General features: G+C 71.1%; 12 protein-coding genes. 4 read left to right on the forward strand and 8 right to left on the reverse strand.

Annotated features, from left to right (window positions below; translation table 11 throughout):
- The first annotated feature begins 209 nt into the window (after window positions 1-209).
- A complete protein-coding gene (locus WMF46_RS14505) occupies window positions 210-5,651 on the forward strand; it encodes a trifunctional serine/threonine-protein kinase/ATP-binding protein/sensor histidine kinase (protein WP_437986151.1) in 5,442 nt (1,813 codons plus the stop codon).
- A 14-nt stretch (window positions 5,652-5,665) separates the two neighbouring features.
- On the forward strand, window positions 5,666-6,163 hold the full coding sequence (locus WMF46_RS14510) for a response regulator (RefSeq protein ID WP_437986152.1): 498 nt from the start codon (window positions 5,666-5,668) through the stop codon (window positions 6,161-6,163).
- Here WMF46_RS14510 and WMF46_RS14515 read toward each other — a convergent pair whose 3' ends face one another.
- Complete coding sequence (locus tag WMF46_RS14515) at window positions 6,164-8,077, reverse strand: PAS domain S-box protein (protein ID WP_437986153.1); 1,914 nt, start codon at window positions 8,075-8,077, stop codon at window positions 6,164-6,166. It abuts the gene before it with no gap.
- Between the two features lie 134 nt (window positions 8,078-8,211).
- Here WMF46_RS14515 and WMF46_RS14520 point away from each other — a divergent pair, with 134 nt between their 5' ends.
- Both WMF46_RS14520 and WMF46_RS14525 read left to right on the forward strand, forming a co-directional pair.
- The gene (locus WMF46_RS14520) at window positions 8,212-10,362 is read left to right on the forward strand and encodes a hybrid sensor histidine kinase/response regulator (protein ID WP_437986154.1); all 2,151 of its coding nucleotides are present in this window, start codon (window positions 8,212-8,214) and stop codon (window positions 10,360-10,362) included.
- A gap of 100 nt (window positions 10,363-10,462) precedes the next feature.
- Complete coding sequence (locus WMF46_RS14525) at window positions 10,463-11,662, forward strand: hypothetical protein (RefSeq protein WP_437986155.1); 1,200 nt, start codon at window positions 10,463-10,465, stop codon at window positions 11,660-11,662.
- Window positions 11,663-11,831: 169 nt separating this feature from the next.
- On the opposite strand, the gene WMF46_RS14530 is transcribed toward WMF46_RS14525, so the two are convergent.
- From WMF46_RS14530 to WMF46_RS14560, 7 genes are all read right to left on the reverse strand, one after another.
- Window positions 11,832-13,199, reverse strand: coding sequence for an MFS transporter (locus WMF46_RS14530; protein WP_437986156.1), 1,368 nt, complete (start codon window positions 13,197-13,199; stop codon window positions 11,832-11,834).
- A 281-nt stretch (window positions 13,200-13,480) separates the two neighbouring features.
- Entirely contained in the window at window positions 13,481-13,627 is a 147-nt protein-coding gene (locus tag WMF46_RS14535; protein WP_437986157.1) for a hypothetical protein, read from the reverse strand.
- 302 nt (window positions 13,628-13,929) lie between these two features.
- Complete coding sequence (locus WMF46_RS14540; RefSeq protein WP_437986158.1) at window positions 13,930-14,643, reverse strand: formylglycine-generating enzyme family protein; 714 nt, start codon at window positions 14,641-14,643, stop codon at window positions 13,930-13,932.
- Window positions 14,640-15,122 (reverse strand): CoA-binding protein, encoded by a 483-nt coding sequence (locus WMF46_RS14545; protein ID WP_437986159.1) that lies wholly within the window; start codon window positions 15,120-15,122, stop codon window positions 14,640-14,642. Before WMF46_RS14545 ends, WMF46_RS14540 begins: the two co-directional genes overlap by 4 nt.
- 47 nt (window positions 15,123-15,169) lie before the next feature.
- Entirely contained in the window at window positions 15,170-17,119 is a 1,950-nt protein-coding gene (locus WMF46_RS14550; protein WP_437987896.1) for a metallophosphoesterase, read from the reverse strand.
- Window positions 17,119-24,054, reverse strand: a complete 6,936-nt coding sequence (locus tag WMF46_RS14555) for an eIF2A-related protein (RefSeq protein WP_437986160.1) — start codon at window positions 24,052-24,054, stop codon at window positions 17,119-17,121. The genes WMF46_RS14550 and WMF46_RS14555 overlap by 1 nt, the downstream gene beginning before the upstream one ends.
- Before the next feature lie 63 nt (window positions 24,055-24,117).
- Entirely contained in the window at window positions 24,118-24,285 is a 168-nt protein-coding gene (locus WMF46_RS14560; protein WP_437986161.1) for a hypothetical protein, read from the reverse strand.
- Between the last annotated feature and the right edge of the window lie 48 nt (window positions 24,286-24,333).

A 24,333-nucleotide genomic window follows, 5' to 3' on the forward strand; every position in this document is an offset into this window, starting at 1 on the left:
GACCTCGCAGGCCCGGCTCCCAAAGTGGCACCTTGGACCAGAACAGGTATCAACGGCGGATATCCACCCACGCCGTCCCGCGAGATTCGTCCAGCCGCGAAGTGTCTTCGTGGTACCATCCAGGACACATTCGTGGCGGGGGCATGCCACGACGTGGGCTGTTGACCGGGCCTGACCGCGCCAGAGCACGTCTGACGTCAAGGGGAGTGATGCTGACGATCTCGGGGTATCAAGCGACCGACACGATCTACGAGAGCGGCAGCTCGCGCGTCTACAAGGGCCAGCGCGCCGCAGACGGGCGCGCCGTGATCCTCAAGCTGCTGCGCTCGGACTATCCCAGCCAGACGGAGCTCACGCGCTACCGGCATGAATACGCGGTGCTCCGCAACCTGGATGCGCCGGGCGTCGTCCGGGCGCTCGACCTGTGCAGGCACGAGAACGGGCTCCTCCTCGTCCTCGAGGATTTCGGCGGCCGCTCGCTGGCGCACCACCTCCACCACCTCCAGCGCCGCCCGTTCGACGCCGCGGACTTCGTCCGGCTTGCGATCCAGATCACGAGCGCTCTTCGCGAAGTCCACAGAAGCGGAATTATACACAAGGATATCAATCCATCCAATATCGTAGTCAACCGCGAGACGGGCGTCGCCAAGATCATCGACTTCGGCATCTCGACGCGGCTTTCACGGGAAGAGCTCTCGATCAAGAGCCCCGCGGTGCTCGAGGGGACCCTCGCCTACATCTCTCCCGAGCAGACCGGTCGCATGAACCGGTCGCTCGACCATCGCACCGATTTCTACTCGCTCGGCGCCACCTTCTACGAGCTCCTCACGGGCGCGCCGCCCTTCAGCGCGACGGACGCCATGGAGCTCGTCCACTGCCACGTCGCGCGCGCTCCCGCCCCGCCGCGCGCGCGATGTCCGGGTGTCCCGGAGGCCCTGTCGGACCTCGTGATGAAGCTCATGGCGAAGGCGGCCGAGGGCCGTTACCAGAGCGCGGCGGGCCTCCTTCACGACCTGGAGGAGTGCGAGCGGCGCCTCGCGGCCACGGGCGAGATCGCCCCGTTCCCGCTGGGCCGCGCCGACGCCTCCGGCGCGCTCCGCATCCCGCAGCAGCTCTACGGGCGCGAGCGCGAGGTGCAGGCGCTGCTCGAGGCGTTCGATCGCGCGGCGCGGGGCGGCGCCGAGCTGATGCTCATCGCCGGGTACTCGGGGATAGGCAAGTCCGCGCTGGCGCACGAGCTGTACAAGCCCATCACCGAGGCGCGCGGGTATTTCGTCGCGGGCAAGTACGACCAGCTCCAGCGAAGCACCCCGTACACCGCGATCACCAGCGCGTTCCGCGACCTGGTGCGGCAGATCGTCGCCGAGCCCGAGGCGCAGTTCGCGCTCTGGCGCTCGAAGATCAAGGCGGCGCTCGGGGCGAACGGGCAGGTCCTCGTCGACGTGATCCCGGAGATCGAGCGCATCGTGGGCGACCAGCCGGCCGTCCAGGCGCTGGGGCCCGCCGAGTCCCAGAACCGCTTCGTGCGCGTCCTCCAGAACTTCGTCCGCGTATTCTGCGACGCCGAGCGCCCCCTGGCCATCTTCCTCGACGACCTGCAGTGGGCCGACGCGGCGTCCCTCCGGGTCATCGAGCTCTTGATGACCGACGCGAAGCTGCGCGGCCTGCTCGTGATCGGCGCCTACCGCGACAGCGAGGTGGGGGCCGCGCACCCGCTCTCGGCCGCGATCGCCGCGCTGCGAGGGGAAGGGGCGGTCGGCCGGGTGCGCGAGATCTCCCCGGGGCCGCTCGGCGCCGAGATGGTCTGCCGGATGCTCGCCGACGCGCTGCGCGCGGACGCCGCGGCGGTCATGCCGCTCGCCGCGCTGGTCACGCGGAAGACGGGGGGCAACCCGTTCTTCGTCAACGAGTTCCTCCGCACGCTGCACCACACCGGGTGTTTGCGGTACGACGCCGGGCTCGCGGCGTGGACATGGGACGTCGAGCACATCGAGTCCAGGAACATCACGGACAACGTCGTCGATCTGATGATCGGCAAGCTCCGGGAGCTCCCCGAGGACACGCAGCGAGCGCTGATGTCGGCGTCCTGCCTCGGCAACCGCTTCGACCTGGGCAGGCTGGCGGTCATCCGCGAGGAGACCCGCGCCGATGCCTACAGGCACCTCGTGCCCGCGCTGCAGGAGGGCCTCCTCGTCCCGCTCTCCCCGATGGAGCCCGCGGCGCCCGACGATCTCGCCGCGCCGCTCGTCTTCCCGGACTACAGGTTCCTCCACGATCGCGTCCAGCAGGCCGCGTACGCCATGATCGAGGACGGCGAGCGCAGCGGCCTCCACGCCGACATCGGCCGGCTGCTCCTGCGGAGCCTGGGCGGGCGCGCCCCCGAGGAGAAGGTCTTCGACGTCGTTTACCACCTGAACCGCGGCGCCGACCTGCTGAGCGACGCTGCGGAGCAGCGGCGCCTCGCGGAGCTGAACCTCCTCGCGGGCCGGCGCGCGCAGCTCTCCGCCGCCTTCGACGCGGCGCGCGGCTACTTCGCTCGAGGCCTCTCGCTGTTGCCTGCGAGCGCCTGGCAGGGCGATCCTGCGCTGATGAGCGCGCTCCACGTCGGCGCGGCCGAGGCGGCGTGCATGAACGCCGACTGGGGCGCGATGAAGGAGCTCGTGGACGCCGCCCTGTGCGAGATCCACGACGTCATGAACAGGAGCAAGCTCTACGAGCTCCTGATCCTCTATCACCACACCCAGGCGGAGTTCCGCAAGGCCGTGGACATCGCCGTGGAGGCGCTCGCGCAGCTCGGAGAGACGTTCCCGGCGAGCCCCGGCATGCAGGATTTCCTCGACGCTTATACCAAGACGACGAAGCAGGTCGCCGAGATCGGCCTCGAGCGCCTCGGCCGGCTCGCCCCGATGACGGAGGCCCCGAAGCAAGCCGCGCTCGTGATCCTCCGGCGCGCGATCCATGCGTCGTATTTCGCCGCGCCGGAGATGCTCGGGCTCTTCATCTGCCGCGCGCTCGACCTGACGATGGAGCACGGCGAGTCGCCGCTCTCGTCCTATGCGTTCGCGGCGTTCAGCGTGCTCGTCAACGCCGGCGTGGGCGACATCGCCACGGGATCCCGGTTCGGCGAGCTGGCGATCGCCGTGCACAGGCGCCGGGACGAGCCGTTCTACAAGGCGAGCGTCTACAACTTCTATTACGGGCTCTCCCGGCACTTCTACCGTCCGGCCCGCGAGAGCCAGGCGCCGCTCATCGAAGGGTACCTGAGCTACGCCGAGAACGGCGACGCCGAGAGCGCCGCGTACTGCCTGATCAACGCCTTCGTCTGCGGCGCCGTCTCCGGGCAGAACCTCCTCGACCTCGAGGCGATGTTCGACAGGCACATCGAGGAGGTGTTCAGGTTCAAGCAGGAGCAGGTCATCAACCAGCTCAGCGTCTGGCGGCAGGTCATCCGGAACCTCACCGGCAGGTCCGAGCACGCGGCGAAGATCAAGGGAGAGTTCTTCGACGCCGAGCAGGCGCTCCCCGGCCTCTACGCGACGAAGAACTTCAACACCGTCAATTATATCCATACGGCGCAGGCCATGCTCTATTTCGTCTTCGGCGAATACGAGCTCGCCTACAGGCACGCCGCCGAGACGGAGCCGACCCTCGGCGCGAGCACGGGCAAGGTGTTCACGCCGCTGCACACCTTCTATTACTCTCTCGCCATGACAGCGCTCTACCCGGCGGCCTCGCCGGAGGACAAGGCGCGCTACCGCGAGAAGCTGTCGGAGAACCAGGCGAAGCTCAAGGCGCTGTCCGCGACGTGCGCCAGCAACTTCCTGCACCGGTACCTGCTCGTGGAGGCCGAGCTCGCGCGGATCGACGGCCGCGCGGCCGAGGCGCTGGACCTGTACGACCGCGCCATCGCGTCCGCCTCGGAGCACGACTACGTGAACGAGGCCGCGGTCGCCTGCGAGCTGGCGGGGCGGTTCTGGCTCGCGCAGGGGAAAGAGAAGCTCGCGCGCGTCTACCTCGCGGACGCGAGTTACCACTACGACCTCTGGGGCGCCGCCCGCAAGGCGCAGGACCTGGAGGAGCGGTATCCGCAGCTCGCCGCGCGCGAGGCGCACGCTCCGCGATCCTCGGAGATCGCGCCCTCGCGGACGTTCGTCACGACGACCTCGCTCGGCGCATCTCGCCTCGACCTCAGGACGGTCCTGAAGGCGGCGCAGGCGATCTCCGGGGAGATCGTGCTCGACAGGCTGCTCGCCAAGCTCCTGTCGGTCGCCATGGAGAACGCCGGCGCCCAGCGTGGCTGCCTCGTCCTCCGGGACGGCGACGGCCTGCGGATCGAGGCCGAGGTCGACTGGACCGACGGCCGCGACGAACCGCGCTTCCCGGGGCTGCCCCTCGACAAGGCCGCGGCGCACGAACGCCCGCTCCTCTGGGCCGCGATCGTGCAGTACGTCGCGCGGACGGGCCAGTGCGTCGTCCTCTCCGACGCCTCGACAGATCGGCAGTTCCAGCGCGACGACTACGTCGCGCAGCGCTGCCCGAGGTCCGTCCTGTGCACGCCCATCACCCACCATAACGGCCTTTACGGGGCCATCTACCTCGAGAACAACACGGCGACCGGGACGTTCACCCAGGATCGGCTGGAGCTGCTCTCGATGCTGTCCTCGCAGATGGCGATCTCCATCGAGAACGCGAGGCTCTACACGGGCGTGGAGCAGAAGGTCCGCGAGCGCACGGCGGAGCTCGAGCAGGCCCACGCGACGATCGTCCGCCTGGAGCGGGAGGCGGTCGAGAACCAGATGGCGGGCGGCTTCGCGCACGAGATGCGCAACGCCCTCTCGGGGGCCGCCATGGTGCTCGAGTCGGTGACCCAGGGCGGCGAGACGCTGTGCGCGAAGAACGCGGCCCGGCTCGGCGAGCTGTTCGACTTGCTCAAGGGCGATATCCCGGAGGGCAAGATCAAGGCGGCCCTCGCCCACCTGGGCGACATCGAGGAGGCGGAGGAGACGCTCGACAGCGTGCTCCGGATGGTGGGCGACTGCACGGAGCGCGCGCTGAGCGTCACGAACAGGATCCTTGAGTACTCGAAGCTCGGCGTCGCGCTCGCCGGCAACGAGGTCGTGAGCCTCCGCCGCGTCATCGAGTCCGTCGCGGCGCGGCACCGCGACGAGTTCGCGCGCCAGGGCGTGTCGGTCGAGCTCGATCTCCGGGGCGGCTCGGCGGTCGTCGGGTACGAGTCGCACTTCGACTCCATCGTGAGCAACATCGTCCTGAACGCGCGCGACGCGCTGCTCCTGGTCGGCGACGGCCGCGGGCGGCGGATGCGGGTCGAGACGGTCGACGAGGGGGAGCTCCAGGTCCTCACCATCAGCGATAACGCCGACGGGATCTCGTCCGACGACCTCTCGAGGATCTTCCAGCCGTTTTTCTCGACGAAGCCGACGACCGGCGTGGGCCTGGGGCTCAGCTTCGTCTCCCGCCTCGTCGCGATGTACCGCGGGACGATCGACGTCGAGAGCGCGGCGGAGCGCGGAACGACGTTCGTCGTCCGGCTTCCGCGCGCGGCGCTCCACCACCAGCCGCAGCAGCCGCAACAGCCGCAGCCGGCCGGCGCGCCCGTCGGCCGGATCGATCTCAACCTCTCCGGGAATTGAAAGGAGGCGCCAAGATGACATCGGCGAAATTCACCAGGCGCTTCCGCGAAGCTTCGGACGAGGCGCCGGAGGCGCCCGACAAGGAGCGGGCGATCGTGGTCGTGATCGACGACGACCCGCGGATGCGGTCCGCGCTCGAGTTCACGCTGCGGCGTGATTACGACGTGCGCCTGTACGCGAGCGCGCAGGAGGGCATCGCCGCCATGACGGAGATGGTCAGCCTGGTCATCCTGGATATCCGCATGCCGGGCATCGACGGGCTCACTGCCTACCTGAAGATCAAGGCGCTGTTCCCGAAGGTGCCGATCATCTTCTACACAGCGTTCCAGGACATCCTGGAGAAGCAAGACCTGCTCTCGACCCACAAGGCGTTCGGCTATTTCGACAAGAATGGCGACGTGTCGGGGCTCATCGCGGCCGTCGAGAAGGCCGTCCAGCATTACAGCCTGGTCTCCAGCATGGCGAGCGCGCAGAAGCTCGTGCGCGGGATCATGCCCCCGGACGCGAGCTGATCAGCGGCCGGCGTGCCGCCGCGCGCGCGGCAGCTCGACAGTGAACCTCGCGCCCTCGCCCAGGCGGCTCTCCACGCGGACCGCCCCGCCCATCGCCTCCGCCGCCTCGCGCACGATCCAGAGGCCGAGCCCGAACCCGCTGTATTGGCGGGACGTCGTCGCCCGCTGGAAGCAGCGGAAGATCCGCTCGTGATCGGCCGCCGCGATGCCGATCCCGCGGTCGCGGACGGTGAGGCGCGCCATGTCGCCGGACGCCTCGAGCGCCACGTCGACGGGCTTGCCGACGCCGTACTTGGACGCGTTGGAGAGCAGGTTGGTGATGATCTGCTCGAGCCGCACCGGGTCCCAGTGGCCGCGGAGGGCGCTCGGCGCGTCGACGGTGACCGGGCACGCCGCGCGCCGGAGCAGCGCCGCGTGTCCGTTCAGGATGTCCCGGAGGAGCGCGCTGAGGTCGACCTCCTCCGGCGCCACCGTCATCGGCGCCGCCGTGATCTGCGAGATGTCGAGGAGCTCCTCGACGAGCCGGTTCAGCCTGTCGAGCAGCGCCTCCACGGCCTCGAGCTTCGGGATCACCTCCTCGGCGGCCGGCGGCGGCCCGCCGGCCCTCCGGTACATGCGAAGGAGCGCCTGCACCCGGAGCATCACCGGGGTAAGGGGCGTCTTGAGCTCGTGCGACGCGATGGTCAAGAACTCCTGGCGCGTCTCCTCGACGTGCTTCCGGTCCGTGATGTCCTCCGCGATGACGACGAAGTAGGCAGGCGCCCCGGAGGCGTGACGGACCAGCGAGACCGTGACCTTCGCCCAGACCAGCTCGCCGCCCTTCCGGACATAACGCTTCTCCCGCGAGACCGTCTGGACCTCCCCCGACAAGATGCGGCGCACGTTCGCGATATCGGTGGGCAGATCCGGCGGATAGGTGATCTGCTGGAACGTGAGATCGGTCATCTCTGCATGGGAGTAGCCCACGAGATCGCAGAATTTCTCGTTCAACCGGAGCCACCGGCCCTCGACCGACACCTGGCCGATGCCGACCGCGGCCTGGTTGAATGTGGCGCGAAAGCGCTCCTCGCTCCTCCTCAGCTCCTCCTCGGACCGCTTGCGCTCCGTGATGTCGTGGAACGACGCGACGACCGCGTAGGGGAGGGCCTCGCCAGCGCGGAGCAGCGGCTGCGAGTTGATGGAGATCCACGCCATCTCGCCCTCCGGCCGGTGGACCCCCATGATCACGTTCTTCTGCGGCGCCCCCGTGCGGAGCGTCACGATGGCCGGGTGCAGGTCGCCGTTGAACGGAGAGCCGTCCTCGTGGACGGCGCTCCAGCGGGGATCGCGGCTCTCCCGGCCCGCCATCTCCGCGGACGTGAGCCCGAGGATGCGCTCGGCGCTCGCGTTGCACGCCTCGATCGAGCCGCTCGCGTCCTGGAGGACGATCCCCTCGTCGAGGGCGGCGATCACCGAACGATAGCGCTCCTCGCTCCTCCGGAGCGCCGCTTCCGTTGCCCTCCGCTCCGTGACGTCGGCGCAGATCATGAGCAGGGTGGCGACGCGGCCGCCGCACAGGATGGGGCTGACCCTCACCTCGTAGCGCGCCGCGTGGCCGTGCTCGCCGGGGATCGTGCACTCGCAGCTGTCGGGCGCCCCCGACCGTACGACGCGCTCGACGCAGGAGCGGGCCGCCTCGCGCGTCTCCGGCGCGATGTGCTCGTAGATGCTCGTCCGCAGCAGGCTCGTCGAGCTCGCCCTGGGCAGCGCGCGCCCGGAGAGCAGGATCGTGCCGTCCGGGGAGATCACCAGGATGCAATCGGATGCGCTGCCCAGGATGGCCTGCAGCAACGCCTCGGAGCCGCCGAGCTCGGCCAGCTGTCGCTTGAGCGCGTCGGCGGCGCCTTCTTCCGCGGATTTCCCCAGCGCGGCCACGCTCTATGCATTGTTACCAGAGGCCGCGGCCGCAACCGCGCAGGCGAGCTCGCGTCGGCTGACGGGGCCCGCGCGGGGGCCCGCGTCGCCGCGGTCCCCGGCATCGTTTCTCGGCGCGACGAGCGCGTCGGCGGGTGGCCAAACGCCGAGCGCGCCACTACGCAAACCTCCGGGCGAGGACGATGCGGAGCTCACGGGTGGACGGGACTGGCCGCCAGCGCGCCGAGGGCGCCACCGCGGCCGGGCAGGCCGAGGTGGCGCTGCGGGAGAGCGAGGTCCGCGACCGCGCGGCCAGCGCAGAAGCCGCCCGGCTGGAGGCCGAGGCGGCCGTCCGGCGGAGCGAGGAGCAGTATCGCCTCGTCAACCGCGCCACGAACGACGTGATCTGGGACTGGGATCTGGAGACGAACCGGGTCTACTGGAACGGAGCGGTCGTCCAGCACTTCGGCTGCACGCCGGAGGAGCTCGGCGACGGCCCCGAGGGCTGGTACGACCGCATCCACCCCGAGGACAAGGCGCGGGTGACCGAGGGGATCCGCGCGGCGATCGAGGGCAACGGGGAGAGCTGGACCGACGAGTACCGCTTTCGCAGGGGCGACGGCTCGTACGCGCCCGTCCTCGACCGCGGCTACATCGGCCGGAGCGCGAGCGGCGCGCCCACCCGCATGATCGGCTCGATGCTGGATCTGACCGAGCGCCACCGGGCCGAGGCCGCCCTCCGCGAGAGCGAGCTCTTTCACCGTCAGACCCTCGAATCGATCCCGGGCATGGTGTGGGCGACGCGGCCCGACGGCTACTGCGAGTTCTTCAGCGAGCAATGGGTCGAGTTCACCGGCGTGCCCGCCGAGCGGCAGTTCGGCGACCGGTGGCTCGAGGTCCTGCACCCGGACGATCGGGAGCGGGTCTTCGCCTCCTGGCGCGCCGCGGTCGGCGGGCTCGCCCCGTATGACCTGGAGTACCGTATCCGGTGGCGCGACGGCGGATACCAGTGGTTCAAGGTGCGCGGGCGGCCCATCCGCGACGCATCGGGCCGGATCGTCCGCTGGTTCGGGATCGCGATCAACATCCACGATCTCAAGCTGGCAGAGCAGGCGCTGCGGGACGCGGACCGGCGGAAGGACGAGTTCCTGGCCATGCTGGCCCACGAGCTGCGCAACCCCCTCGCGCCCGTCCGCACGGCCGTCGCGATGCTCCGGAGGGTCGGAGCGGCGGATCCCGTGCAGCGGCGAGCCCGGGACGTGATCGATCGCCAGGTCACGCACATGGTCCGGCTGATCGACGACCTGCTCGACATCTCTCGCATCGCCCGCGGCCGGATCCAGCTCCGCAAGGCGCGCTGCGATCTCGTCGGCATCGTCCGCCAGACCGCCGAGGATTACCGGGCGAACCTCGAGGCGGAGGGCGTGGCGCTCCGCGTGAGCGCGCCGGACGAGCCGCTCTGGGTCGAGGGGGACGACACCCGGCTGGCGCAGATGCTGGGCAATCTGCTGCAGAACGCCGGCAAGTTCACCGACGCGGGCGCGAGCGAGGGCGGGCGCGTGTCGGTGCGCGTCGAGGCGGGCCCTCGGGCGCCCGGGCGCGAAGGGGGCATGTCTGGACAGGCCGTCATCACGGTCGAGGACAACGGCGTCGGGATGGATCCAGGGCTGCTATCGCGCATCTTCGATCCGTTCAGTCAGGCGGATCAGGGGCTGGCCCGGAGCAAGGGGGGGCTCGGGCTCGGCCTTGCGCTGGTGAAGGGGCTCGTCGAGCTCCACGGCGGGACGGTGGCGGCTCACAGCGAGGGGATCGGCCGCGGCTCGGTGTTCACGCTGCGGCTGCCGCTCGCGGCGCCGGTCGCCCGGGACCTGTCGGCCGCCTCCGACGGGGAGGACGCCAGTCGCCAGGGGGTTCGCGTCCTCGTGATCGAGGACAACCACGACGCGGCCGAGAGCCTCGAGATGCTCTTGACCCTGAGCGGCTACGACGTGGAGACGGCGTTCGACGGCCCGACCGGCCTGACGGCGGCCCGGACGCGCCCTCCGGATGTGGTCCTGTGCGACCTCGGGTTGCCGGGCGGGATGGATGGGTACGACGTGGCCCGCGCCATCCGCGCCGAGCCGTCGCTCGCGTCGACGCGCCTCGTCGCCCTGAGCGGCTACGGTCAGGACGAGGACCGGAGGAGATCGCGAGAGGCGGGCTTCGACAAGCACCTCGTCAAGCCAGCCGAGGACACCGCGCTGATGGAGGCCCTGTCGGCGGGGCGCCGCGAGCTGCGCAGCTCGGCGAGCCCGCTCTCGCGCTGACCTGCGGCCGCGCGCTCGCGCCCCCGGTTGCGAGGGCGCCTGGGTTTGGCGTCGACCGCGTGAAGGTGGCATTGTAGGCACAGCGACGCCGAGGCGAACGATGAACGACAGAGAGCTCGAGGCCGCGCTGCGGCGTGATCCGTCCGATGCGCAGGCCTGGCTCGCGTACGCCGGGACGTTGACGGCGGCGGGTGATCCGCTGGCTGAGCTGATCGAATGGGAGCGGCGGGTGAGAGCCGACGAGGCGGGAGCGTGGCAAGCGCGGCGGAGGGCGCGGGAGGAGCTGCGCGGGGCGTGGGGGCTGGACGACAAGGATGGGGTCGACGGCGAGTTCGAGTGGGGGTTGTTCAGGGTGCGTCGGGTGAGGAAGCATCATGCGGCGTGCCTGTGGCGTCTGACTCGAGTACGGCTGCTGGACGCGAGCTCGCTGGAGATCGAGCAATTGCCGCGCGCCGAGCTGGAGGAGTGCCTGGCTGCGCTCGAGTCGTTGAAGCCGCGACGGCTGCTGTTGTCCGATGCCTTGCTCGACGCAGGAGATGCGTTGACGCTGGCGCGAGCCCCCGCGGCGACGATGCTGCGGCAGCTGGTGTTGGAAGCGAGCGGCGCGAGCTTCGAGGGGGACGCCGTGATGGCGGAGTTTGCTCGCGTGCTGCCGAAGGAGGAGCTCGAGCAACTGGGGCTGTGGAATCTACGGATCGGGGACGCCGGCCTGGAGGCTTTGCACGGCGCGGGCGCCTGGCCGCGATTGCGGCACCTGTCGCTCGGCTTCAACGAGCGGGTGTTGAGTGGATCGCTGCGCACGCTGTTCGAGGGCGCATGCTGGCCCCGGCTGGAGCGGCTGGCGCTCGGCTGCGGTGAGGTGGACGCCAGCATGATGCCGTGTCTGTCGGGTCTGCCGCTGGCGGCACGGCTGCGCTCGCTGAGCTTGTGGGGAACTCCGGCGGGCCCGGCGTTCTGGCGTGACCTGGCGGAGAGCGCGAGCTGGGCATCGCTGCAGCGGCTGAACGTGGAGGAGGGTGACTTCGATGACGCGGCCGCGTACGCGCTGAGTCACGCTCGAGATCGGTCGCTCGAGCTGCTCATGTCATTCTTCACGCCGCTCGGCGCGGACGCGGCGCTGTCGCTTCTGCGCGGCGAGGGGCTGCCGAGCTTGCGGCTGCTGGCGAACATCACCTCCGCGACACCCGAGCAGATGGCGGCGCTGCGCGGCTTTGGTCAGCGGTTCACGCTGGGCAGCGTCCACGACTGCGGAACGCCTCAGTGGATCGTGCGCGATCACTTTGAGATGGAGCAGTGGTAGGTCCTCCGGGGCAGCGGCCGCGGGCGCGGTGAGCTCCTGCTGCATCTTCACGGGCGGGCTCCGCGCTCGACCGCGGGTCGTGGAGGCCGATGACGAGGCGCCCTGCGCTCCCGCCGACAGGCGACGCCGCGAGACCCTTGAGAGTTCGCGGCGATCACCTAAAGCGTGCTCAGCTCGCGCGCGCGAGGCCGACCGGGGCCGGGGCGCCGCTCTGGGCGAGGCGCTCGGCGAGGGCCTTGTCGTAGAGGGCCTGTTCGCTCGCCTTGTGGGCGGCCGTGAAGCGCACGAGGATCGCGCACACCGACGAGACGAGCGCGGCGAAGCCCAGCACCGCAAAGCAATCCTGGGTGTCGCCGACCGCCTTGAGCAGGAAACCCGCCGCGACCGCGCCGACGTTGCCGCCCGCGCCCACGATACCCGCGACGCCGCCGAGCGCCTTGCGATCGATGAAGGGCACGAGCGCGTAGGTGGCGCCGCAAGCCATGTGCGTGAAGAGCCCGAAGACGATCATCGCGAGCACCGCCATCCCCGCGGTCTGCATCCGGGAGAACCAGAGCAGGCCGAGCCCCTCGCCGACCATCAGCGCGAACAGGAGCGTCGTGCGGGCGTCCAGGCCCTTCCGGTGCGCCAGCCGATCGGAGAGTATGCCGCCCACCGCGCGCGCGAACAGCGCCAGCAGCCCGAAGCTGCCCGCGGCCATGCCTGCGGTCTGGAGATCCAGCTTGAAGCGGTCCACGAAGTAGCTGGCGGCCACGTTGTGCACGAAGAGCTCGATCCCGAAGCAGGCCCCGTACGTGACGAACAACATCCAGGACCGGTAGTTGCCCATCGCCGCCTTGAAGATCGCCCATCCGCCCTTTTTCCCGCCCTCGATCTCGACGCCCGCCGCGCGAAGGTCCTTGTAGTTCCCTTGCGGGCAGTCCTGGGTGTATTTCCAGTAGAGGACCGCGACGACGAGCATGAGCGCGCCCGGCACCACCATCGCGAGGCGCCAGCCGAGCGATGAGCTGACGCCCAGGCTCAGCACCGCCGCGAGCACCCAGGGCATGGTCGACTGCGTGACCCCCCCTCCGGCGTTGCCCCAGCCCGCGCTGGTGGCGTTCGCGGTGCCGACCACGTTGGGAGCGAACATGACGGACGTGTGGTACTGCGTGATGACGAAGCTCGCGCCGATCATGCCGATCAGCAGCCTGAAGAACAGGAAGACCTCATAGCTCTGCGCGAGCGCGATCCCGAGCACGGGGATGGCGCCGAGCGCCAGCAAGCACGTGTAGGTCGCCCGCGGGCCGTACTTGTCGCAGAGCGGCCCGATCACCAGACGACCCGCCACCGTGATGCCCACCGCGGCGATGTTGATGTTGGCGATCTGCTCCTTGGTCAGCCCGAATTCACCCTTGATGACCGGCATCAGCGGTGCCACCGCGAACCACGCGAAGAAGCAGGCGAAGAACGCCAGCCAGGTCAGGTGGAATGCGCGCATCGCTGGAGTCGACAGCGAAAATAGCTCGATCTTGGTCGCCTTGGTAGCCTGGGTCATGGGTCCTCGTAAGTTGCAAGTTCTGGAGGACCTCGCGGTGCGGCGATCGAGGCCTCAGGACGGATTCATAAAACAAGGACCGTGAATGAATCGTAAATCGTATGTTTCCGGTCGATGTCGAGCCCAAAATAGGTTGTAGATCATATGTTTCCGTCTGATGTCATGCCCCAGGTGGGTTGTCGACCCTATGTTTCCGTCTGATGTCATGCCCCAGATGGGTTGTCGACCCTATGTTTCCGTTTGATGTCCGCGCCGCGCCCATCACGGCACGTGAGGCGCGCTCAGGGCGCCTGCTGGTCAGCCATCGCGATCGGCGGACAGGCGTGCGCGAGGCGCGTCGGGTCTTCGCCTGCGTCGGACGCGTCCGTCTTGCTGGCGCCGTTCACGAGCTGTGCCGGTGGGAGGATGCCGGTGATGGCGACCGTCACCCAGCCCGCAACAACCTCGACCCGTCGGGCCGCAACCAAGGCGTCGGGGCCATGCATCGTACGGCCGCGGCCGGCAGAGGCGGGGATGAAGGATACGACCTGACCCAGGGTATGCCAGGCGCCCGCCGGGGCCCACGGCAGGAGGCAGGATGAGGGCGTTGCCACGCGGAAGGCACGAGCGTGCCGTGGACCCGCGTAAGAGCGCGTCCGTCGCCGCGGTCCTGCTCGGCATCCCCGCACCCCTCGGCATCCCCGCCCTCGCCGGCTTCACGCGAGCTGCCTTCCTCTTGACAGCCTTCGCGTCAAACAGTCGAGATGCAGAGGCGAAAGCCGATCGTGGTATGTCGCGCGACCTCGTGGCTCCAGTTGCGGTACGCCGACTGGAGCCTGCTCTCGATGCTGCGCCAGCACCCGCCTCGCAGCGGGCGCACCCGCGTCGCGCCGCCCACGCACGGATCGCGGCCGAGGCGCATTCGTTCGAGGTGCGCGTCCGCGCGAAACGCGTCCAGGCACCAGCTCCAGACATTGCCGGCCATGTCGTGACAACCAAAAGGGCTCACGCCGGCCGGGTGCGCGCCTATCGGGCTCGGCCCGCCGCGATTCCAGTCCTCGGCGAAGCAGGCGCGTCGTTCGTCCGGGGGGTCGTCTCCCCAGGGATATCGCCGCCCATCGAATCCGCGCGCGGCGAGCTCCCATTGCGCCTCCGTGGGCAAGGTCCCCCCGGCCCAGGCGCAATACCGCAGGGCTTCCGCGTAACTCACGTTCACCACGGGCCGGTCGGGCGCGTCGAGCTCGGGCCGGCCCGCGGAGGGCGGCGCTGCGGCGCCCGTCGCCTCGATGAAGACGTTGTATTCGGCGCGGGTGACCGGGTGCGCGCCGATCCAGAAGGGCGACAGCTCGACGGGATGCGGTGGGTTTGGCGCCTCGGATTCGAAGATCGGCGCTTGGCCCATCGTGAAGGTGCCGCCAGGGATCCACACGAGGCCGGAGGGCGTCGAGCGTGGGGCTGTTTTCATGGCGTCCGGGAGCTCGCCGCCGAGCGTTGTGCTTCGAATGGCTCGATGGAAGGCCACATCGACGCGCGCCGGCAGCCGATGCAATCCTCCGCGACCGGAATCCCCGCGTCGAGCAGCCTGCGCGCCGCCGAGAGCTCGAGCAGCCCGGATTGAAACCACACCAAAGACGGGCGCAGCACGAGCGCATCCTCGACGTGGGGCACGAATTCCTCGGGCTTGCAGAAGACGTTCAGCACGTCGATGGGCGCGGGAAGCTCGATCAGGCGGCGGTGGACGGGCACGCCGAGGATCCGGGTCGCCTCGGGATAGCGGGTCGGGACGGGGAGGATATGGTAGCCGACCTTCTGGAGGTAAAGCGGGATCTGGTGCGCATCGAGGTCCCGGCGGCTCTCCGGCTTGATCCCCAGCACCGCGATCGAGCGCGCATTCCTGAGCGTCCGTTCCATGTCCACGGTGCCGAGTAGAGGGACGTCGAGCATGTTCTGCGCCGCTCCCCGCCGCAGTCGCGCGCCCCCCGGCCGCGGCGCTACTTCCCCGGCGCGAACGGCCCCATCGACGCTCGTCGCGTCCAGGTCGCGCCCTCTCTCACCATGCGCCTCACGTGGATGTGATAGCCGACCTCGCCGCCCGCGCCGTCGCGCGCTACCTCGATCTCGTTGTAGCCGTTGTGCTCCTGCACCTCCCGGCTCGAGAGCGACGGCGCCGCGGCGATACGGATCGTCCAGTCCTCGTGCCGCTCCGGCCATTGCTCCTTGCCGAACCAGCCCGTGTGGCTATGGCCGTGGAGCACCAGGCAGAACTCCTTGTGGGCCAGCGCGTCCTTCACCTCACCGGCGTTGATCAGGCCGCCGAAGCGGGCGAGCTCGGTCGACGGCAGCGGGGACACCGGGTGATGCAGGACCGCGATCCGGATCGGCGCGTGCCACTGCGCCCTGCGCAGGCGCTGGAGATCCGCGTTGTGGACCAGGCCGGGATCGATGCGCGCCACGTGGTCGCGCAGCGCCGCGGCGCGCTCGGCGTCCGGCTCTTCCATGGCGCCTTGCCGCAGGCGGCCGATGAGCGAGAGGAGCTCGTCCCGGACCGGATCCTCCTCCTCCTGGCCGCCGAACTCCGCCGATCCGAGCAGCGCGAACTCCACCCCGAGATCCGCATACCGCGCCACCGCGAGCGCCCGCGTCGCGGGCGGCTCCTCGAGCGGCGGCCGCGCGCAGCGCGGGTGATCGCCGAACGCCCGCGCGAAAGGGACGTGGCGCGCCTGCGTCCCGGCCTGCGCGGGCCCCGTCGCCTGCCGCCAGTCGACGTCGTGATTGCCGCCCACGAGCAGCACGTTGGGCTCGTCGGGCGGCAAGCGAGGGTGAGCCGCGAGGTGCCTGGAGACCTGATCGAGCCAGAGGCGGGCCTCGGCGTACTGGTCGTCGTCGGCCCACTCGGCGACGTCGCCGGACACGACGAGCAGGTGCGGCGCGCGGCCGGCCGCGGCGAGCTCGGCCACGTGCTCGACGTAATGATCGCAGACGCGCGGGGGGCCCAGCCCGCCCTTCATGGCGTTGCCGTGCTGGTTCCTCTCCTTCACGTCGACGCGCTCGGCGGATTTCGGGCCGAAATGGATATCCGAGACGTGGTGGATCCGCAGCGGGCACAGGTTCGCTTCGAGGATCGGATCGGCGAGGACGGGGCGCCCGCCGCGGCGCTCCACGAGGCCGCAGCGCTCGAGCAGATCGACATTCTCGTCGCGGGGAGACGCGCCGCGCGCGATCTCGCGGAGGACGCACCGCTGCGCGTCGGTCAGCCCGTCCTCGAATACGGCGCGGTGATAGGCGAACTCCATGCGCTCGCTGCGCACGCGCGCCATCCACTGGAGCGTCCATGGGGCGTTCGCCAGATCGGGAGATTGCTCGGCGAGCTCGAAGACGAACTCGATCAGGAAGGGATTCCGGCGCCAGATCTCGGGCAGCTCGGGGAGGAGCGCCCTCGACGCGTCGGTGCGGGCGAGCTTGAGCGTCTCGGCGGGCGTGAGCGGATCGAGGAACCGCATGTCCCGCGAGGAGAGCAGCCCGGCGTCTCCGGCGGCCGCGCGCTCGAGCGCTATCCACTCGGCGGGGCTCATCGCCAGGAGGATCTTTGTGTTGTCGCTGTAGAGATCGCGGCACCAGCGCAGGAAGGCGCTCGCGTCGCGCGGGGTGCCGCCTTGGCCGGCGAGCTGCGGTTCATCCAGGAGGAGCGTTATCCCCGGCGGCACGCTGGGAAGCGCCGGGCCGACCCTACGGAGGTCGACGTAGCGCACGCTCGTCTTGTCGGCGAGGCCGAGGTGGTGAGCGAGCGCCTTGAGCGTCCACGTCTTGCCGGCCCTGCGCGCGCCTACGAGCGGCCAGAGCACGCCGTTCGCGGGCAGGGACATCAAGCGATCCAGGAGGTGGCCGTGATCGCGGACGTCGCGCTCCGGCGAGTAGGGTCTCCTCACGTCGAACACGCGCATCAAGGCTCTCTCCTTGGTTCGCTGGCCACCCGTCGAATCCAGTCGAAGAACGGCGGATCCGCGAGCCATGTCCCGAGCGCGTCGCAGAGACCCGCGTCGCAGAGGACGGTGACGTCCTCGGAAGGCAGCCTGCGCACCTCGGGCAGCGCCGCGTCGGGGGCGGCGCGGAGGGCGCCGAGGACGGCGCGCGCGCGCTCGGGCAGCTCGGCCCAGCGGGCGCGGAAGAAGGCGGCGTCGCGGTCGAGCAGCAGGCGTAGCTCGTAGAGCTCGCGCACGCCGGCGCGCTCGACCAGGGCGCGGCGCTGGCCGGCGCGGACGGCCTGGACGAGGGCATAGCCCATCACCTGGAGGTAGAAGGGCCATGGGCCGCAGAGCTCGACGATCCAGCGGGCGGTGCGCTCGGCCTCCATCGGGACGTCGGGAGGCGCGGTGTCGACGAGGAAGCGAATCGCGTCGGCCTCGGGGAGCGGACCGAGGTTGATCGGGGTGACGTCGTTGCCGAACGAGGAGCCCGGGGCGGTGGCGAAGGCGTGCTCGACGATGGTGACCCAGTCCCAGTGCGAGCCGACGAGCACCACGCTGGTCCTCTCCTGGCCGACGGCGCGGAGCCAGGCGAAGACCGTGGCGTCGGCCTGATAAAGATTGGCGACCTCGTCGAGGAGCAGGACGGCGTTGCCGGCGCTGGAGAGGCGGTCGCGGAGGGTGAACGCGGGGGTGGCGTCGGACTGGAGAGAGGGCTCGAGGACGCGGGCGAGATCGTCGGCGGTGCGGATGGGCTGGGCCCGGCCCTCAAGGGTCTTGTGGTGAACCGCGTGGGTCGGGGAGAGGCGTGCGGCGAGGTGGTGAAGGATGGACGTCTTGCCGGAGCGGCGCGGCCCGCGGAGCATCGCGGGGCTGCGGCTCTCGATCAGGGCAAAGAGCTCCGCCAGCACCGGGGCGCGGCCGGGGAGGGAAGGGGCGTCGATGAGCGCCGGGCCGGGACGGAAGGGGTTCGCGATGGCGCTCGAGAGCGGAGCGTCGGGCGCGGGGGGGCCGTCCGTGGCCGCGCGCGGGGGCACGGAGCTGACCGTCCGCGGCAGAGGCGCGCCTGGAGCACCGGAGGTGAAGAGCTCCTCGCCGTCCCAGGGGACTCCGCCCGCGTAGCCGTGGCGCGCGAGCTCCTCTGCGACGTTGTCGCCGGTGAGATCGCCGGCGAGCGCGGCGAAGACCTTGTCCGGGCGCCGCAGGATGTCCCGGAAGCCGGCCAGGGGCAGGTACAGCGTCGTCCGCGAGTCGGGGCGGCGGAGGGCGAGGCGGGCGCGCTCGGGCTCCGCGCCGTCGATCAGGCAGAAGCCTCCGGGCGTGCGCGCGAGCGCGGTCATGCCGGCGGAGACGAAGCTGGCGAGGAGCCTGCGCTGATCCGCGCTCCAGATCCGGACGGTGCCGTCGTGCCCCGCGCTCGCCAGGCGGTTGCCGCGCGGCTGCCAGGCCATGGCCATGACCCGCCGCGTGTGGCCCTCGAGCCGGTCGATCTCCTCGCCCGTGGCTGCGTCCCAGATCCGGACGGTGCCGTCGTGCCCCGCGCTGGCCAGGCGCTCGCCGCGCGGCGACCAGGCGACGGCCGTGACCCCGAGCGTATGGCCCTCGAGCCGGGCGATCTCCTCGCCGGTACCCGCGTCCCAGATCCGCACCGTCGTGTCGTCGCCAGCGCTGGCCAGGCGCTCGCCGTCCTGGCGCCACGCCAGGGCCTTCACGTCGCGCGTATGGCCCTGAAGCCGCGCGAGCTGCTTGCCGGTGTCCGGATCCCAGATCCGCACCGTCGTATCGTGCCCTGCGCTCGCCAGGCGGCCGCCGTCCGGATGCCAGGCCAGCGCGAGGATCCAGTCGGAATGGCCCTCGAACCGAGCGAGCTCCTGGCCCGTGGTCGTCTCCCAGATGCGCACGGCGCCGTCGTGCCCGGCGCTGGCCAGGCGATTGCCGAGGGGGTGAAAGGCGAGGGCCAGGACGCCGTTCAAGTGGCCCTCGAGCCGGGCGATCTCCTCCCCCTGGCTCGCGTCCCAGATCCGCACCGTCTGGTCGTCTCCGGCGCTGGCCAGGCGGTTGCCGTCCGGGTGCCAGGCGAGGGCCAGCACCCAGTTGGAGTGGCCCTCGAGCCGCGTCAGCTCCTTGCCGGTGCGGGTGTCCCAGATGCGCACCATCGAGTCGTTCCCCGCGCTGGCCAGGCGGTCGCCGCTCGGGTGCCAGGCGAGGGCCAGCACCCAGTTGGAGTGGCCCTCGAGCCGCGTCAGCTCCTTGCCGGTGCCGGTGTCCCAGATGCGCACGGTGTTCCCGTCGCCCGCGCTCGCCAGACGCCTGTTGTCCGGGTGCCACGCCATGGCCCTGACCCAGTTGGTATGGCCCTCGAGCCGCGGGAGCTCGCTGCCGGTGCTCGCATCCCAGATGCGCACGGTGTTGCCGTCGCCCGCGGTGGCCAGGCGCCTGCCGTCCGGGCGCCACGCGACGACCCTGACCCCGCTCGAGCGGCGCTCGAGCCGGGCGATCTCGCCGCCGGTGCCGATGTCCCAGATGCGCACAGTGTTGCCGTCGCCCGCGGTGGCCAGGCGCCTGCCGTCCGGGTGCCACGCCACGGCCGAGACCCCGCGCACATGGCTCTCGAGCCGCGCGATCTCCTTGCCGGTGCCGGTGTCCCAGATGCGCACGGTGTTGCCGTCGCCCGCGGTGGCCAGGCGCCTGCCGTCCGGGTGCCACGCCACGGCCCTGACCCCGCGCGCGTGGCCCTCGATCTGGGCGAGCTCCCTGCCCGTGCTCGCGTCCCAGATGCGCACGGTCTGGTCGTCGCTCCCGCTGGCCAGGTGCTCGCCGTCCGGGTGCCACGCCACGGCCCTCACCCAGTCGGCGTGGCCCTCGAGCCGGGCGCGCTCCTTGCCGGTGCCAGCGTGCCAGATCCGCACCGTCAGGTCGTATCCAGCGCTCGCCAGGCGCTGGCCGTCGGGGCGCCACGCCACGGCCAGGACCCAGTCGGAATGTCCCTCGAACCGGGCGAGCTCCGCGCCGGTGTCCGCGTGCCAGAGGCGCACCGTATGATCGTACCCCGCGGTTGCGAGGCGCTGCCCGTCCGGCGACCATGCGAGCGCGTTGATCGTGCCGGTGTGTCCGGACACCAGGTCGACGCGCGCCAGCGGCGGCGTCGCGGCGAGCCTGCGCGCGCGCTCCGGGTGAGCGCCCCTGCCCGCGATCAAGCTAGCGCTCAGGTCGGTCCCTTCAGCCTGCGCGCCGTTCCAGCGGCATCCGGTCCAGGTCGATTGCCGCAGGACGGCGCCGCCCAGCTTGGCCAGCTCGACGATGGCCCCCTTCGCCTCGGCCTGCGTGAAGTCCGCCCGGTGCGCGATCGCGCGCCGGAGGATCGTCCCGTGGAGCTTCGCGCCGGACAGCATGGCCCCGCTCAGCGCGGCGTCCGTCAGGTCGGCGCCGGACAGGTCGGCGCCGGACAGGTTCGCGTCCCGCAGGTTCGCGCCCGCGAGGGGCGCGCCGCGCAGGTCCTCGCCGGCGAGTTGCACGCCGTGGAGATCGGCCCCCTCCGGGATCCACCCGGCGGTCTCCTCGGCCCATCGCGCGAGGCCGAGCAGCAATCGGAGGGCGTTCTCGGCCGGCTCCCTCGTCGAGGGAGTCAATTGACGGTCCATCTTCAGGAACGACTGGACCGCGTGCACCGCCCCCGCGCGCCTCGGCTCGCCGAACGTCCTCAGGAGCTCGCCCACGAACGCCGCGACCTCCCGCGTGATCGGCTTGGTGCGGAGCGCCTCGATCGGCCGCTCGGCCAGCGTCGCCACCAGCGCGCGCGCCAGGAAGTATTCGAGGAACGCCTTGTGCGCGAAGCGGTAGCCGTCGCTTCCTTCCTGCACAAGGAATGTCCCGCCCTGGATGTCCAGGAACGCGGCGTCGGTCGGCATGCCTTCGGGCAGGAAGCGAAAGAGCCGAGCGCGGACCGACTGCTTGAGCTCCTGCCAGGTGCACGCCGGCTGGCCGGACCGCCAGAGCTGCTCGGCGAGCGCCTCGGCGAACTCCTTCTTCTGCTCGTCGGTGAAGCTCTCCGGGTCGTCCTTCCGCGTGTTGTCGAGCCACCGCTTCAGGTACGCCTCGTAGAGATCGGCGCGCCCGACCTTCGCCCCGGAGGCGAACTCGTCCAGCGTGGCCAGCACCATCCCGAGCAGCAGCGGCCGGTGCACGAGGTCCCTGAGGTCGTAGATCGCGGCGATGCGCGAGAGCGCCGCCGCGGCGCCGTCCTCGCCGCGGATCTGCCGCACGAGCTCGCGCACTTGCGCGTCGGTGAACGGCAGGATGGTGAAGCGACGTATCCCGACGGACGTGCCTGGCGCCTGGGAGGGCCCGAACTCGCCGGTGGTCGGGAGGTGCGCGTCGGCGGGGAAGTGGTCATCGCGCGAGGAGACGACCACCTTGCCGCCGCCGACCGCGACCTCCAGCAGGCTGGCGCGCCGCCCTGCGAACTCGGAGGCCTCCAGGCGCGTCGCCATCTCGTCGAAGCCGTCGAAGCAGGGGACGACGAGCCGGTGGCGGATGAGCAGGCGCAGGGCGGCGCGGTTCGCAGGGAGGTCCGGGGCGCCGGCCGCCTGGAGCAGGAGCTGCTCCGGGCTCGCGTGCGGCGAGGCGCCAGCGAGGTTGACGAGCAGGGGTCTCGGCCCTTCGGCGGACGCCCATCGCCGCTCGGCCCACGCGGCGAGCGCGGTGGACTTCCCCAGGCCGAACTCGCCGAGGACCAGCGCCATCTTCTCGCTCGACGAGAGCCACGCGTCGAGGGCGCCGAGCAGGGGCGTGGGCTCGCAGCGCCCGTCGACGAAGGCGTCCGGCTCCACGAACCGCCCCCCGACCTCGCGCAGCCGCTGCTCGCGGAGCGCCGCGATGACGCCGCGCGCGCCGTCGAAGCGCGGCGCCAGGCGCGCGATCCGCCGCGCCAGGGCGTCCTGCGGGATCGCCTCGAGCGTGGCGTTCGCCAGCCCTGACCGGACGGCGGCGGAGCGGAGCGTCTCCCACGCTCGTCGGGGCCCGGTCCACCGCTCGAGGCCGTCGATCCACAGCAGGGCCCACCCCTCGTCCCGGAGGGCCGCGACCATGAGCGTGCACCACGCCGGCCGGCCTTCAGGCCAGACGCCGACCGCCGCCACGTGCTCGCGCCCCTCGGCGAGGGCGAGCAGAAACACGTTCTCCGCCGAGAGGATCTGGTTCTCGGAGAACCGCGGGGCAAGCGCGCCCTTGTCCGGCTCGGCGGTGGGGCCGAGCGCCGCGCGGGCATCGCCGGAGGCGCGCGGCGCGGCGTCGTCCATCGGGGCCCGGAAGTCGGATGGATGCCGCTGGAAGGAGAGCACCCAGCCCCGGTGCTGCTGCGTTCCCAGCGCTGTCGGGTCGAGCCTTCGCGGCAGCTCGACCAGCAGATCCGGCGGCGACGAGCTCTCCCGCTCGTCGTCGCCGGCCTCCGGCGCGCCGCGCACCGCCTGCGCCACCGCGCCGAGCGCCGCCATTCCGTCGAGCGTCCACTCGCCGTTGCCCCGCTTCGCGTCCACCGCCTTGCGGAGCCGCGCCTCGACCTCCACGAACCCGGCCTCGCGCGCTTCCCGCTCGGTCATCCACCCGAACACGACGTCCGCGGCCGCCGCCGCCGTCGCCGCCCGCAAGGCCTCGAGCGGCAGCACCTCCGCGGGGACGATGATCTCCCGCGTGAACTGCCGTATCTCCTCGACGCGGGTCAGCTTGTCGAGCTCGTCGTAGAGCCGGCGCAGCCGCCTCCCGCGCGCCGCGGCTCCTGACAGGGCGCCCGCGTTCAGCAGCACGTCGCGCGCGTCCTCGATCCGCGCGACGAGCGCCTCGAGCGCCTCGTCGTCGTCGCGCCCAAGGAGCTCTCTGGCGCCGTCGAGCCACTGCGCATAGGCCTCTCCCGCCGGGTGGCCTCGGTACACGAGCGTCGCCTCGGCGACCGGCACGACCGGCCGCGGCGCCGTGGGGCGCGTGGCGCGAGCGAGGTGCGCGCTGGCCTGCTCGTACCGGAGATCGACGTCCGCGACGATCACGCCTTCGTCGCCCGGATCGAGGTACCCCGCCCGATCCGGGAAGCGCCGCAGCTCGTGGGGCTGGGCCTCGTCGACGTAAATCGAGGTGCCGCCGCCTTCGGCGCCGTCGCAATAGAGCGTGGGTCGCCCGTACCGGCGCGCCTCGTCCCACACCTTTCCTGCGAGCTCTGGCAGCGTGGTGTGCGGCGTCGCGCTGGGCACGGCGAGGAAGCGGCACTCGCCGAGCTTCTCCGCGAAGGGCGAAAGGTCGTGCGCGCCGTCCCGGAGGAGGAAATCGAGACAGGGCAGCACGCCCATGGGGCCCGGGATGCCGTCCGGCATCTCCACGGGCGCCCACGTGTCGCCTCGGCGCATCGCGCTCCGCTCCACCGCCGCCGCGGTCCGCTTCGCTTGCAGGCCGAGGAGCCGACTCCGGTGGAGCACCGGGCACACCGACTGTCCGAGCGCGGGGAGCCGCGCGGCGCCAAGGCGCTCGTACACGCCGGAGCGGCGCGCCGCCCGGTCAACCGAGTGCGTCCCCGCCACGATGACCATTTCGCCCGCCGCGTCGGCGACGCCGCCGAGGATCTCCCAGGGGACGCTGTACTCGGGAAAGACCACGATCCTCGCCCCGTACTCCGCGCAAGCGGACAGCACCGCGTGGATCCGCGCGAGGAGCTGCGCATTGTAGGCCTCACGGATGCGCCGCCGGAGCGCCTCGAGCTTCGGCTTGATCGCGCTGGGCACATCGGCGCGCGCGGGGAGCAGCGAGTCCGCTGCTCGCCTCGGATCGAACAGCGGGTCCTCGAGCGGAGACCGTCGATCGATGATGATCGCTGGGTAATAGGCGAGCTGTACGACAGCAACCCGCGTATACATCGCTCCCCCCGCCGCCATCTGCATTCGTTTGCTCGCTCTCCGCGGGCGTTCTCCGCGTGCGCGCCGTCCCGCTCGCGTCCGCTACCCGCCGAGGAGCGCGGCGGCCGCCTCGATCGGCACTTCGACGCGCAGCCAGAAGCTGCCTTTCGCTCGGACTCGGGCGAGCGCCGCGCCTGCTGGAGCCGCCTTCGCGCCCGTCGGCGTTTGCCGCCCCGCTGCGTCCGACGCCTTCGCCGTCTTCCCCGCCATCCGGTGTTCCCTTGTCCGCGCGTCGATCGGCGAGGTTATCGCGCGAGC

The organism is Sorangium sp. So ce117, assembly GCF_051524395.1.
GTDB classification, from domain to species: domain Bacteria; phylum Myxococcota_A; class Polyangia; order Polyangiales; family Polyangiaceae; genus Sorangium; species Sorangium cellulosum_B.

What these genes read in the sequence shown, in the direction of transcription:
- WMF46_RS14510 (WP_437986152.1), top strand. Translation starts at nt 5,666, where the DNA reads ATGACATCGGCGAAATTCACCAGGCGCTTCCGCGAAGCTTCGGACGAG.
- WMF46_RS14560 (WP_437986161.1), bottom strand. Translation starts at nt 24,285, where the DNA reads ATGGCGGGGAAGACGGCGAAGGCGTCGGACGCAGCGGGGCGGCAAACG.
- WMF46_RS14555 (WP_437986160.1), bottom strand. Translation starts at nt 24,054, where the DNA reads ATGGCGGCGGGGGGAGCGATGTATACGCGGGTTGCTGTCGTACAGCTC.
- WMF46_RS14540 (WP_437986158.1), bottom strand. Translation starts at nt 14,643, where the DNA reads ATGAAAACAGCCCCACGCTCGACGCCCTCCGGCCTCGTGTGGATCCCT.
- WMF46_RS14505 (WP_437986151.1), top strand. Translation starts at nt 210, where the DNA reads ATGCTGACGATCTCGGGGTATCAAGCGACCGACACGATCTACGAGAGC.
- WMF46_RS14550 (WP_437987896.1), bottom strand. Translation starts at nt 17,119, where the DNA reads ATGCGCGTGTTCGACGTGAGGAGACCCTACTCGCCGGAGCGCGACGTC.
- WMF46_RS14525 (WP_437986155.1), top strand. Translation starts at nt 10,463, where the DNA reads ATGAACGACAGAGAGCTCGAGGCCGCGCTGCGGCGTGATCCGTCCGAT.
- WMF46_RS14545 (WP_437986159.1), bottom strand. Translation starts at nt 15,122, where the DNA reads ATGCTCGACGTCCCTCTACTCGGCACCGTGGACATGGAACGGACGCTC.
- WMF46_RS14530 (WP_437986156.1), bottom strand. Translation starts at nt 13,199, where the DNA reads ATGACCCAGGCTACCAAGGCGACCAAGATCGAGCTATTTTCGCTGTCG.